This window comes from Micromonospora sediminicola (assembly GCF_900089585.1).
Taxonomy (GTDB): Bacteria; Actinomycetota; Actinomycetes; order Mycobacteriales; family Micromonosporaceae; genus Micromonospora; species Micromonospora sediminicola.
Map to the genome: position 1 here is coordinate 1,639,397 of NZ_FLRH01000003.1, position 12,331 is coordinate 1,651,727.

The following is a 12,331-nucleotide window of genomic DNA, read 5'->3' on the forward strand; positions in this document are numbered from 1 at the left end:
CGGGCGGCGGGGCCGGTGGCGCGGGAGACTGGCACGGTGAGCACTCCGATTCGCGCGTCGTCGATCCTGCCCGGCCGCCGGGAGGACGTCGAGCTGCACACCGCCGACGGCCTCACGCTGGTCGGCGAGCTGGCCCGGCCGCTGGAGCGCGAGCCGGTCGCCACCCTGGTCTGCCTGCACCCGCTGCCCACCCACGGCGGAATGATGGACAGCCACGTGTTCCGCAAGGCGGCCTGGCGGCTGCCCGCGCTGGCCGACCTGGCCGTGCTCCGGTTCAACACCCGGGGCACCAGCAGCGTCCGCGGCACCAGCGAGGGGGCGTTCGACGGCGCCGTCGGCGAGCGGTTCGACGTGGCCGCCGCGATCGAGTACGCCGAGTTCCACGAACTGCCGAACATCTGGCTGGTCGGCTGGTCGTTCGGCACCGACCTGGCGCTCAAGTACGGCTGCGACCCGGCGGTGACCGGCGCGATCCTGCTCTCCCCGCCGCTGCGCTTCTCCGCACCCGAGGACCTCGCGGTGTGGGCCGAGTCCGGTCGGCCGCTCACCGCGGTGGTGCCGGAGTTCGACGACTACCTGCGCCCGGAGGAGGCCCGGCAGCGCTTCGCCGCGATCCCGCAGGCCGAGGTCGTCGGCGTGGACGGCGCCAAGCACCTCTGGGTCGGCGACGCGGAGAGGGTGCTGGACGAGATCGTCCGGCGGGTCGCCCCCGACGTGCCCCTGCCGCTGCCGACCACCTGGGACGGGCCGATGGAGACCGGTGACGTCAGCGCGTACGCGGACCGCACCGTGGCCGCCTTCGCCGACACCCCGGTCCCCGGGCCGGCCCAGCGGCGCGCGGAGTAACGGCTCAGCGGGCGTCCTGCCGGGGCAGCACCACCTCGCGCAGGATCAGCTGCAACGCGGCCACCGTGGGAATCGCGATGAGCGCGCCCACCACGCCCAGCAGCGACACCCCGAGCAGCGCGGCGAGCAGGGCGGCCACCTCGTTCACCGACACCGCCCGGCGCATGATCTTCGGATAGATCAGGTAGTTCTCCACCTGCTGGTAGACCAGGAAGAACACCAGGCAGGCGATGCCCACCGGCAGGTCGGTGGCGAGCCCGACCAGGGTCACCACCACCGCGCCGAGGGTCGCCCCGATCTGCGGGATCAGGTCGGTCACGGCGACCACCACGGCCAGCGCGAACGGGTACGGCAGACCGACCACCAGCGCGAACACGAACGTGCTCGCCCCGGCCAGCACCGCGATGGCCAACGCGCCGACCATGTACGCCCCGACCCGGGTCAGGATCTCGTCGCCGATCAACCGGACCCGCTCCCGGCGCGAGCGCGGCACCAGCGCGTACCCGAGGTCGCGCAGCCGGTCGAAGTAGGCCAGAAAGTAGATCGTCAGCACCAGCACGGTCAGCACGCGGAAGATCGTGCCGAAGATCAGCTGCGCGCCGCCCAGCACGCCGCCGAGCGCCCGGCCGATCGTGCCGGCGTCCGCCGCCGACCGGACCCGCTCCATCACGTCATAGCGGACCACGAGGTCGTTGACGGTGGGGTTGCGGCGCAGGTCCTCGACATAGCCGGGAAGCTGCTGCACGAACTGCCCGGACTGGGTCACCACCGGCGGCACCAGCGCCAGCAGCCCGCCGATGATCAGCAGCAGGACGGTCAGCGTCACCACCGCCACGGCCAGCCCGTGCGGCAGCCCCCACCGACGCAGCCGCACCACCGCCGGGTGCAGGCCGACCGCGAGGAAGAGCGCGATCACCACCAGCACCAGGATGCCGGCCGCGTTGCGCACGCCCAGGAAGACCGCGTACGCCAGCAGCACCCCGAGCGCCCCGGTGAACCCGACCAGGAAGCTGCTGCGCCGCAGCGGCCGGCCGGGAACGCCGAACCGCCCGCTCGGCTCGAACTCGCCCGGTTCGAGGAGCACGTCGGTGTCGCCCGCTTCCGTTGCGGTGTCGGCGGCACGGCTCGGCCGACCCCGGTTGACCGGGCCCGTGCGGTGCCCGGGCTGGCCGGCGTCAGGCACGGTCTCGGTGCTGCCGTCCTCGGCGCGACCGATGTCGTTCTGGACCGGCCCGCTGTCGTCCCCGGTTGGGGTGGTGTCGTTCTGGTCCGGGGTGGCCGATCCCTCCTGCGACACCCGTTCCTCCCGGCTCCCGCTGCTCCGGCCGACCCGCGGAGCGACCTCCTGGCAAGCCGCGCTACGGACGCCGCGACCCCTGCCCGCAGGTTAGCCGCCACCGCCCGGGCGGACCATCCTTCCGAGGCTTCCCGCCGCATCGAGGCAGACCCCTGTTGCCGATTCGAGACGGTGGGGAGCGCTATGGGTGTGTCACAGCCGCCCATCGCCGGACACCGGCGTCCGTCCGCCCCGGGCACGTTGGTTTCGAGCGATATACCGCTGAGTCATAAATATGACCCAGCGGTATATCGCCTTCGACGGGTGCCATGGGCCGACGGCGTCACCGTCCGTAACGCGCGGACGACGCAGGTTGGCGACTGACCTGCGGCGGTGGCGGGCGGAACGTGGTAGGTGCCGACGTGGTGCGCACGGGACACGGGGATGCCGCCCTCGGGGCGACCGACCTGGTGTGGATCTTGCCGGGTCGGAGCGCGAGCGGGGGCTCGGGGAGGTCGAGCGACGGCGGGTCCGGCGAGCGGCCGAACCCGCCAGAACGCGGGTCGGGTCAGTCCTTGTCGACGGTGACGGTGCTCGGCTTGGCGCTGCGCTCGTCGGTGGTGGGCTTCGTCGGGCGCTTGCCGTTCTCCCCGGTGCTGGTGATCTTCGTCGGGGTGGCGCCGCGGCCGCCCTCGCCCGGCACGGCGGCCACGGTGGGCTCGCCGTCGACGCCGGCGCCGCCGGGGGAGTCCATCGTGGTCACCGGCTCGGCGACCGGCTTGGTCTTTCCCGCCTCAGCCGGCTCACCTGCCGACGTCACCGGCGCGGACCCGTTGACCGGAGCCGGGCCGGCCCCCTTGCCCACCGCCGGCGCGCCACTGCCCACCGGCGTGCCGTCACCCGTCGGGCGGCCGGTGTCGCCGCCGGCGGCGGCCGCGAGGTCGCCCGGGTCGACCGGGGTGGCGGCGATGCCGGCCGAGTCGGCGTCGCGCCGCAGCTCGGTGAGCCGGTGCTGCAGGTCGTCGGACTCCTGCCGCGACTTCCACGTCTCGGTGCGCAGGTCGGCCAGTTCCTGCTGCGCCTTGGCGATCTCCAGCATCACCTGGGCGAGCTGCTGCCGGCCCGCGGCCACCTCCTGCTGGGTGGCGGCCAGGTGCTGCTGGGTGGTGGCGAGGTGCTGCTGGGTCGTAGCCGCGTACTCCTCGAACTGCCGCCGCGAGGCCGCGACGTGCTCGTCGGCCTTGCGGCGCTGGGCGGTGGCGTCCGCCTCGGCCCGGCGCAGCAGCTCGGCGGCTTCCAGCTCGGCCTGCTGCCGCATGCCGAGCGCGTCTTCCTCGGCGGCCTGCCGGACGCTCGCGGCGGTCCGTTCGATCTCGTCGCGCCGGGTGGCGTACGCCTTCTCCAGCTCCTCGTGCCGCTTGGTGTGCTGGTTGTCCAGCTCGTCGCGGCGCTTGGCGAACTCCTGCTCGGCGGTGGCCCGGCGCTGGGCCAGCTCCTTCTCCGCCTTCTCCCGCCGCTCGGCGACCTCCTTCTCCACCCCGGCCCGCCAGGCGCCCAGCTCCTGCTGGGTCTGCGCGCGGGCCTGCTGCACGTACGCCTCGGTCTCGGTGCGCATGCGCTGCACGTACGCCTCGACCTCGGAGCGGTTGCGCTTGCCCGCCTCGACGGCCTCGGTGGTCAGCCGATTGGCCTCGGTCCGGGCGCGGCCGCGGGTGACCTTGGCGGCCTCCTCCGCGTCGTCCACGATCTTCTTGGCCTCGGCCAGCGCCTTGGCGTGGGTGGCCCGCCCGGCCTCGGCGGCGGCATCGGTGAGCCGCTTGGCCTCCTGCTGGCCCTTGGCGTGCACCTCCTTGGCCGCCTCGCGGAGCTGGTTGGCCTCCTGCTGGGCCTTGGCCAGCGCCTCCTTGGCCGACTCGCGCAGCCGGGCGGCCTCCTGCTGGGCCCGGGAGTGGATCTCCTTGGCGGTGTCCCGCAGCTGGGTGGCCTCCTGCTGGGCCTTGGCCAGCGCGTCCTGGGCGGTCCGGCGCAGCTTCTCGGCCTCGTCCCGGGCGGCCGTGCGCAGCCGGTCCGACTCGTCCTTGGCGGTGGTCCGCAGCTTCGCCGACTCGTCCTTGGCTGCCTTCAGCGTGGCCTCGGCCTCGGCCTTACGGGCGGCGGTGTGCCGCTCCTCCTCGGCCCGGCGGGCGGCGAGCGCGATCTCGAAGTCCTTGAGCGCCTGGGCGGCCTGCTCCCGGGCCTCCTCGACGATGTGCTCGGCGGCGGCCCGGCGGGCCTCGATCTCCTCGTTGGCGGCGGCGAGGATGTCGTCGGCCTGCTCCTCGGCCATGGTGAGGATCTGCTCGACCCGCGGACCGAGGTGGCGGAACGAGGCCCGGTCCACCACACCTATCTGCTTGCGCACCTGGGCGAGGTCGCGTTGCAGCACCTCGACCTGGCCGGCCAGCTTGTGGATCTGGGTGTACGCCTGTTCCCGCTCGGTGGTCAGCGCCGCGATCTCGTGTTCCGCGCGGGCGACGTAGCGGTCGACCTGTCGTTTCTCGTATCCCCGCAGCGCGGACTCGAAGCTGGGCTCCGTGGTCACGTCCCCGCCGAGCGCGAACAGTTCCTCGCCGTGCGACATGCCCCCATCCTCACACGCATCCGGCTCTGCTGGGGCGATACGGACGCCCCTTCTGGGACCTACTTCACCCTCGTGGCGAAACGGGCCGGACAGCATGACGGCGCGGGGCGGCACCGGTCACCCGGTGTCACCCCGCGCCGTGGCTCATGCCCCGTCAGCGGGTGGTCGATCAGCTGGCCGACTCGGCCGTCACCTTCTGCCCGGAGGCGTCGGCCTTCGGCGCCTCGGCCTTGTTGGCGCCGCCGGCCGGCACGCCCGGCACGATGCCGGCCAGGCCGGAGAGCATCTGCCCGAGCTGCGAGGTGACCGCGTCCTTCTGGCGGGTGAGGTCCTCGACCTCGCGGCGGGCGGCCTGCGTGGTCAGCTCGGCCTCGGTGCGGGCCTCGTTGAGCACGCGCTGCGCCTCGGCGCGCGCCTCGTTGAGCGTCTTGTCGGCCAGCGCCTTGGCCTTGTCGACCGTGTCGTTGGCGGTGCGCTCGGACTCGACCCGGCGGGCCTCGGCCCGCTGCTCGATCTCCTTCGCCCGCTCCTGGGCGGCGCGGGCCCGCTGCTCGGCCTCGTTCACCAGCTTCTGGGTCTGCGCGACCTGGGCGGCGTGCCGGTCCGACTCCTGGCGCTCGGCCTTCTCGCGCCGCTCGGCGAGCTGGAGCTCCAGGGCCTGGAGGTCCTTGTCGCGCTTGTCGCGCGCGTCGGTGAGCAGCTTGGTCGCCTCGGCCCGCTTCTCCTCGGCCTCCCGCGCGGCCTTGGCCCGCTGCTGGGTGATCTCCCGCTCGGCGGTCGCGCGCAGGGTGGCGACCTCGCGCTCGACGGTCGACTTCAGCTCGGCCACCTCGTGCGCGGTGACCGTACGCAGCTGCTTGGTCTCCCGGTCGGCGTCGGCGCGAAGGGTGTCCGCCTCGCGGCGGGCCTGCACGCGCACCTCGGCGGCCTCCCGCTCGGCGGCGGTGCGCACGCTGCCGGCCTCGCGCTCGGCGGTGGCCTTCATGGCGGCCGCCTCGGCGCGGGCCTTGTCGGTGATCTCCCGTGCCTCGAGGCGGGCGGCGGAGAGGATGCCCTCCGACTCGCGCTTGGCCTCGTTGCGGTGGTCGTTGGCCTGCTCCTCGGCCAACCGGAGGATCTGCTCGACGCGAGTGCCCAGGCCGCTGAGCGTCGGCCGGCTGTTCTCCTCGAGCTGCTTGTTGGTCTCGGTCAGCTTCTGCTCGAGCGCGCCCTGGCGCTGCTCGGCCTGGCGGAGGCGGCGCTGCGCGTCGTTCATCCGCTGCTCGGCCTCGGCGCGGGCCTGCTCGGACTGGCTCAGTGCGGCGCTCAGCCGGCCGATGAAGTCGTCGACCTGGTTGGTGTTGTAACCGCGCAGGCCAACGGTGAAATCGGGCTGTGAGTTCGCGTTATCGAAGAACGCAAGAGGGGAGGACTGCTGCTGGGGCATTGGGACATACTCGCAGACGCCCCAGGGTGGTTCGCAAGAGTGGTCGGCAGCTTTCGCGTCCTGTTTACATGGTCAACTCCGCCCGGCGGCGGGACCGGACCAACCGGCGATCTTGGCAGGTCCCGGGCGGGTCGGACCGGGCCCGGACCGGGGCGTGAAAAGGGCCGCGGGGCGGTGCCCGCGGCCCTTTGTCATCACGACAGTCGAATGGTGTCCCGGTCGTCCGGAAAGGCAATCCGGGACAACCGTACGGTCAGTGCCCGCGGAACCGGTTGATCGCGCTTTCGTGGCGGGACCGCAGCTCGGTGTCGCGGACGCCGAGCCCGTCGGTGGGGGCCAGGCAGCGCACGCCGACCTTGCCCTGGTGCGCGTTGCGGTGCACCTCGTACGCGGCCTGGCCGGTCTGCTCCAACGCGTAGGTCTTCGACACGGTCGGGTGCACCTTGCCGAGCGCGACCAGGCGGTTGGCCTGCCACGCCTCGTGGTAGTTGGCGAAGTGGCTGCCGACGATGCGCTTGAGGTGCATCCAGAGGTAGCGGTTGTCGTACTGGTGCAGGAAGCCGCTGGTGGACGCGCAGGTGACGATCGTGCCGCCCTTCTTGGCGACGTAGACGCTGGCGCCGAACGTCTCCCGGCCCGGGTGCTCGAAGACGATGTCCGGGTCCTCGCCGCCGGTCAGCTCGCGGATGCGCTCGCCGAAGCGACGCCACTCGTCCTGGTCCTGGGTCTCCTCGTCCTTCCAGAACCGGAAGCCCTCGGCGCTGCGGTCGATGACCAGCTCGGCGCCCATCTTCCGGCACAGCTCGGCCTTCTCCGGCGAGGAGACCACGCAGACCGGGATCGCGCCGCCGTTGAGCGCCATCTGGGTGGCGTAGCCGCCGAGGCCGCCGGAGGCGCCCCAGATCAGCACCACGTCACCCTGCTTCATGTTCGCGCCGTGGTGCGAGACGAGCTGCCGGTAGGCGGTGGAGTTGACCAGCCCTGGGCTGGCCGCCTCCTCCCAGCTCAGGTGGCGCGGCTTCGGCATCAGCTGGTTGGCCTTGACCACGCACAGCTCGGCCAGGCCGCCGAAGTTGGTCTCGAAGCCCCAGATCCGCTGCTGCGGGTCGAGCATCGTGTCGTCGTGGCCGGCGGCGTCCTCCAGCTCGACCGACAGGCAGTGCGCGACCACCTCGTCGCCGGCCTTCCACCGGGTCACCCCGGGCCCGGTGCGCAGCACCACGCCGGCCGCGTCCGACCCGACCACGTGGTACGGCAGGTCGTGGCGGCGGGTCAGCTCGGAGAGCCGGCCGTAGCGCTGGAGGAACTTGAAGGTGGGCAGCGGCTCGAAGATGCTGGTCCACACGGTGTTGTAGTTGATCGCGCTGGCCATCACCGCGACCAGCGCCTCGCCCGGGCCCAGCTCGGGGGTGGGCACCTCCTGGACGTGCAAGGCCTTGCGCGGGTCCTTGTCGCGGGTGGCCATGCCGTCGAACATCCGGGTGTCCTCGGCGCGGACCACCACGCCCCGGTAGCTCTCCGGCGCCGGCAGGCCGGCGAGGCCGGCAAGGTCCCGCTCCGGCTGCGCCGAGCCCTCCGCCGCCATGATCGCTTCGAGGATGTCCTGCACGGTGACCTCCCGTTCGTCCGCACCCACACCGGGGGCAGGGGTGCTGCCATCGTCGGCGCCGGTGCGACGGGACCGCCATGTCGGCAATCGACACATCCGGCACCGGTCGCGTTCCTGTGGGGCCGGACGTTACTGAACGGTAGCTAGGGCGGGAACCCCTCTGTGAAAAACTGCATCGACCGATGCGTGGAGGTGTCCGTGGGAAGGTTCAACCGCGCAGGGCCGCGCGTGTTCCCACGTGTTAGGACGCAAGGAAGGGCCCCTTGTTAACAGACGTCTGTTAACAAGGGGCCCTTCCTTGCGTCTCAGGCGGGCTGGACCAGTTCGATCAGCACGCCGCCGGCGTCCTTCGGGTGCACGAAGTTGACCCGCGAGTTCGACGTGCCCCGCCGCGGGGCCTCGTAGAGCAGCCGGACGCCGCGCTCACGCAGCGCCGCGCAGGCCGCGTCGATGTCCGCCACCGTGTACGCGACCTGCTGGATGCCCGGCCCGCGCTTGTCCAGGAACTTGCCGATCGTGGTGTCCGGCGAGAGCGGGGCGAGCAGTTGCACCATGCCGCCGGAGGCGTCCGGCCCGACCGCCAGCATCGCCTCGCGTACGCCCTGCTCGGTGTTCGTCTCGGTGTGCACGCAGCGCATCCCGAACGTGCGCTGGTAGAAGTCGATCGCGGCGTCCAGGTCGGCCACGGCGATCCCGACGTGGTCGATGCGGCGCAGGCCGATGTCTGTGACAAACTCGGCAGCGGGCTCGACGGGGGAGTTCTCAGCCATGACGCTAGTCTGACCGAACAATCGTTAAGGCGTACAGGTCGGCACCCCCTCGGAGGCAGGCATGGCTTCGGTGATCGTCAGCGGCGCGCGAACCCCGATGGGGCGCCTGCTGGGCAACCTCAAGGACCTCCCCGCGACCAGACTCGGTGGCATCGCGATCAAGGCCGCGCTGGAGCGCGCCGGCGTGGCGCCCGAGCAGGTGCAATACGTGATCATGGGGCAGGTGCTCCAGGCCGGCGCCGGTCAGATCCCGGCCCGGCAGGCGGCCGTCGAGGCCGGCATCCCGATGTCCACCCCCGCGCTGACCATCAACAAGGTCTGCCTCTCCGGGCTGGACGCGATCGCACTGGCCGACCAGCTCATCCGGGCCGGTGAGTTCGACGTCGTGGTGGCCGGCGGCATGGAGTCCATGACCAACGCCCCGCACCTGCTGCTCGGGCAGCGCTCCGGCTACAAGTACGGCGACGTGACGGTCAAGGACCACATGGCCCTGGACGGCCTCACCGACGCCTGGGACTGCTGCTCGATGGGTGAGTCCACCGAGCGGCACGGCGCGAAGCACGGCATCAGCCGGGAGGAGCAGGACGCCTTCTCGGCGGCCAGCCACCAGCGCGCCGCCGCCGCGCAGAAGAACGGCCACTTCGCCGACGAGATCACCCCCGTGATCATCCCGCAGCGCAAGGGCGACCCGCTGGTGATCAGCGAGGACGAGGGCATCCGGCCGGACACCACCGCCGAGTCGCTGGGCAAGCTGCGTCCCGCCTTCACCAAGGACGGGACCATCACCGCCGGCAGCTCCTCGCCGATCTCCGACGGCGCCGCCGCGGTGGTCGTGATGAGCAAGGCCAAGGCCAAGGAGCTGGGGCTCACCTGGCTGGCCGAGATCGGCGCGCACGGCAACGTTGCCGGGCCGGACAACTCCCTGCACTCGCAGCCGTCCAACGCCATCAACCACGCCCTGAAGAAGGGCGGCCTGAGCATCGACGACCTCGACCTGATCGAGATCAACGAGGCGTTCGCGGCGGTCGGCATCCAGTCCACCCGTGACCTGGGGATCGACGCGGACAAGGTGAACGTCAACGGCGGCGCGATCGCGCTCGGCCACCCGATCGGCATGTCCGGTGCCCGCCTCGTCCTCACGCTCGCGATGGAGCTGAAGCGGCGCGGCGGCGGCACCGGCGCGGCCGCGCTCTGCGGCGGTGGCGGGCAGGGCGACGCGCTGATCATCCACGTGCCGACGGGTGGCGAGACCCAGGCGTGAGCGACGTGAACAGCCGGGCCTCCGGTCCGGTGCGCCGCAGCCGGGACGTACCCCTGCTGGTGGAACGGGCCCGCGCGGGTGACCCCCGCGCGGTGGCCCGGCTGATCACCCTGGTCGAGTCCGGCGACGAGGTGCTGCCGCAGGTCGCGGCCGCGTTGGCGCCGTACGCCGGGCAGGCCCAGGTGGTCGGTCTCACCGGCTCGCCCGGGGTGGGCAAGTCGACCACCACCAACGAGCTGGTGCGGGCGCTGCGGGCGCGCGGTCACCGGGTCGGGGTACTGGCCATCGACCCGTCCAGCCCGTTCACCGGCGGGGCGATCCTCGGCGACCGGGTGCGGATGCAGGACCACGCCACCGACCCCGGCGTCTACATCCGCTCGATGTCCAGCCGGGGCCACCTGGGCGGGCTCTCCGCGGCCACACCCCAGGCGGTACGGGTGCTGGAGGGCGCCGGCTGCGACGTGGTGCTGGTCGAGACGGTCGGGGTCGGGCAGGCCGAGGTGGAGGTGGCCTCGCTGGCCGACACCACGCTGGTGCTGCTCGCCCCGGGCATGGGTGACGCGATCCAGGCGGTCAAGGCCGGCATCCTGGAGATCGCCGACGTCTTCGTGGTCAACAAGGCCGACCGGGACGGCGCCGACGCCACCGTCCGCGACATCCAGGGCATGATCGCGCTGGGTGAGCGCGGCCCGGGGGAGTGGCGCCCGCAGGTGGTACGCGCGATCGCCGCCCGGGCCGAGGGCATCGACGACATCGCCGCCGCGATCGACAAGCACCGCGACTGGCTGGAGCGGCACGGCGAGCTGCGCCGCCGGCGGGAGGCGCGGGCCGCCGCCGAGATCGAGGCGATCGCGCTGGGCGCGCTCCGCGCCCGGATCGGTTCACTGCGCGACGGTACGCAACTGCCGACGCTCGCGGCGAAGGTGGCCGAGGGCGCGATCGACCCGTACGCGGCGGCCGACGACCTGCTGACCCAGCTCGCCACCTGACGCGCCGGCCGTCCGGCGACCCGGCGTTCCTGGCCCGGTGGCTGGACGGACGGCCAGGGATTGACCGGGGTCGAGGTCGGGTATCGCTGTCGACACCGATCGACGGGGGTGACGGCGTGCAACCGGGCGCGACATCCGCGACACCCGGTGACCGGGCGGCGCGGTGGCGGGGCGACGGGGTCGGTCCCCGCTGGTCGCTGCCGCGTGCCGTGGCGCTGGCGTTCGTGGCGTTCCTCGTGGCGTGCGCGCTCTGGATCGTGGTGCAGGCGGCCGGCGACCGTGACGGGTACGGGATCCTGCTGGGCGGCTGCGGAGCCGTCCTCCTCGCGCACCTGCTGGGCTTCCTCGTCGTGGCGTGGTTGCCCCGCCGGCGCTCGCCGCGGCAGGTCACGTCGGTGCGGACGCCGGACGGTCTGCTCGGGGTTCGGTTCGCGTACTCCCGCTGGGCCTACTACTGGCTGACCGCGTTGCTGCTGCTCAGCATCCTGAGCGGTGGCTCGATGGTCCTTCTCCTGGCGGCCACGGGCGGGAGCGTCGACCGGCTGGTGGCGGCCGGCGTCGGTGCGCTGTTGCTGCTGACCGGTTGGTTCCTGGTCACCGTGCTGCGGCTGGGCGTGGGCGCGGTGACGATCTCGCCCGGCGGGATCACCCACCGTGGCCTGGTCCACCTGCACGTCGTCCCGTGGCACGCCGTGCGCGAGGTGTCGGCCGGCGTGCGGGCGGGCAGCGCGGCCGTGGTGGTCGAGGCCGGCCCGTCGCCGGACACCGTGGTCCGCCACTACACCGGATGGTTCGGCACGGGCGACGGGCGGGAGGTGCCCCGACTGGTGGTCCGCACCGTCTGGCTGGCCACCGATCCGGTCGCGGTGCTGGACGCGCTGGCGTTCTTCCACGAACACCCGCGGGCGCGCGACGAGCTGGCCGACTCGCGGGGGCTCCGACGGATCACCGAGGGGCGGACCCGGCCGCCGGGCCGGGAGGGGCATTCCCACAGTGGAGCGCACTAGTACGCTCGCAGCGCCCCGTCGCGCGGGTGGGGCGGGGACGAATCCGGTGGGAGAACATGGCTGACGAGGCGACCCAGGAGCTGTCGATGCTGCCGAACGCGACCGTGGGCGGGACGACGCACGTCTCCGACGAGGTGGTGGAGAAGATCGCGGTGGCCGCCGCGAAGTCGGTGCCCGGCGTGGCCGAGCTGGGCGGCGACGTGGCCCGGTTCTTCAACTCCGTGCTCGACCGGATCGGGCTGGACCAGGTCGGCGACGCCCGGCGCGGCTGCTCGGCGCACGTGACGAACGGCGCGGCGGTGGTCAACCTGGTCATCGTGATCGACGGCGGCCGGCCGGTGCCCGAGGTGACCGAGGCGGTCCGCGCGGCCGTGACCTCGGCCGTCGAGGCGTACGGGCTGCGGGTCGACGAGATCAACATCAAGGTCGACGACGTGGCGCTGGGTGGCCCGGTGGCACCCTCCGCCTGACGTCGGGTTACCGGCCGGTACGCACATCCTTAGCGATCGTTCAGGACGGCGTTTTAC

At 72.7% G+C, this 12,331-nt stretch carries 10 protein-coding genes; 5 read left to right on the forward strand and 5 right to left on the reverse strand.

The genetic code is table 11. The features are described from left to right. Positions 1-36 precede the first annotated feature (36 nt). Positions 37-846: an alpha/beta hydrolase gene (locus GA0070622_RS08325; protein ID WP_091577026.1), complete on the forward strand. Its 810-nt coding sequence runs from the start codon at positions 37-39 to the stop codon at positions 844-846. Positions 847-850: 4 nt separating this feature from the next. On the opposite strand, the gene GA0070622_RS08330 is transcribed toward GA0070622_RS08325, so the two are convergent. The 5 genes from GA0070622_RS08330 to mce form a co-directional block, all read right to left on the reverse strand. After that, positions 851-1,930, reverse strand: a complete 1,080-nt coding sequence (locus GA0070622_RS08330) for an AI-2E family transporter (protein WP_091577029.1) — start codon at positions 1,928-1,930, stop codon at positions 851-853. Between the two features lie 760 nt (positions 1,931-2,690). Next, a complete protein-coding gene (locus GA0070622_RS08335) occupies positions 2,691-4,742 on the reverse strand; it encodes a hypothetical protein (protein ID WP_091571344.1) in 2,052 nt (683 codons plus the stop codon). 169 nt (positions 4,743-4,911) lie between these two features. Continuing rightward, entirely contained in the window at positions 4,912-6,168 is a 1,257-nt protein-coding gene (locus GA0070622_RS08340) for a DivIVA domain-containing protein (protein WP_091571347.1), read from the reverse strand. A gap of 253 nt (positions 6,169-6,421) precedes the next feature. Beyond that, positions 6,422-7,777 (reverse strand): crotonyl-CoA carboxylase/reductase, encoded by a 1,356-nt coding sequence (ccrA, locus tag GA0070622_RS08345; RefSeq protein WP_091577031.1) that lies wholly within the window; start codon positions 7,775-7,777, stop codon positions 6,422-6,424. Between the two features lie 305 nt (positions 7,778-8,082). Next, positions 8,083-8,547 carry a methylmalonyl-CoA epimerase gene (gene mce / locus GA0070622_RS08350; protein WP_091571352.1) on the reverse strand — a complete coding sequence of 155 codons (465 nt, stop codon included), beginning with the start codon at positions 8,545-8,547 and terminating at the stop codon, positions 8,083-8,085. 61 nt (positions 8,548-8,608) lie between these two features. Here mce and GA0070622_RS08355 point away from each other — a divergent pair, with 61 nt between their 5' ends. The 4 genes from GA0070622_RS08355 to GA0070622_RS08370 all read left to right on the forward strand — a co-directional run bounded on the left by GA0070622_RS08355 (position 8,609) and on the right by GA0070622_RS08370 (position 12,274). Beyond that, positions 8,609-9,808: an acetyl-CoA C-acetyltransferase gene (locus tag GA0070622_RS08355; protein ID WP_091571355.1), complete on the forward strand. Its 1,200-nt coding sequence runs from the start codon at positions 8,609-8,611 to the stop codon at positions 9,806-9,808. Between the two features lie 5 nt (positions 9,809-9,813). Continuing rightward, a complete protein-coding gene (gene meaB, locus GA0070622_RS08360; RefSeq protein ID WP_369700218.1) occupies positions 9,814-10,797 on the forward strand; it encodes a methylmalonyl Co-A mutase-associated GTPase MeaB in 984 nt (327 codons plus the stop codon). A gap of 116 nt (positions 10,798-10,913) precedes the next feature. Next, positions 10,914-11,804, forward strand: a complete 891-nt coding sequence (locus GA0070622_RS08365) for a hypothetical protein (protein WP_091571362.1) — start codon at positions 10,914-10,916, stop codon at positions 11,802-11,804. A 56-nt stretch (positions 11,805-11,860) separates the two neighbouring features. Continuing rightward, complete coding sequence (locus GA0070622_RS08370; RefSeq protein WP_091571367.1) at positions 11,861-12,274, forward strand: Asp23/Gls24 family envelope stress response protein; 414 nt, start codon at positions 11,861-11,863, stop codon at positions 12,272-12,274. Positions 12,275-12,331 lie beyond the last annotated feature (57 nt).

Bases quoted from the DNA above. Each gene is read 5' to 3' on its own strand.
- GA0070622_RS08335 (WP_091571344.1), bottom strand. From the start codon at position 4,742: ATGTCGCACGGCGAGGAACTGTTCGCGCTCGGCGGGGACGTGACCACG.
- GA0070622_RS08340 (WP_091571347.1), bottom strand. From the start codon at position 6,168: ATGCCCCAGCAGCAGTCCTCCCCTCTTGCGTTCTTCGATAACGCGAAC.
- mce (WP_091571352.1), bottom strand. From the start codon at position 8,547: ATGGCTGAGAACTCCCCCGTCGAGCCCGCTGCCGAGTTTGTCACAGAC.
- GA0070622_RS08355 (WP_091571355.1), top strand. From the start codon at position 8,609: ATGGCTTCGGTGATCGTCAGCGGCGCGCGAACCCCGATGGGGCGCCTG.
- GA0070622_RS08370 (WP_091571367.1), top strand. From the start codon at position 11,861: ATGGCTGACGAGGCGACCCAGGAGCTGTCGATGCTGCCGAACGCGACC.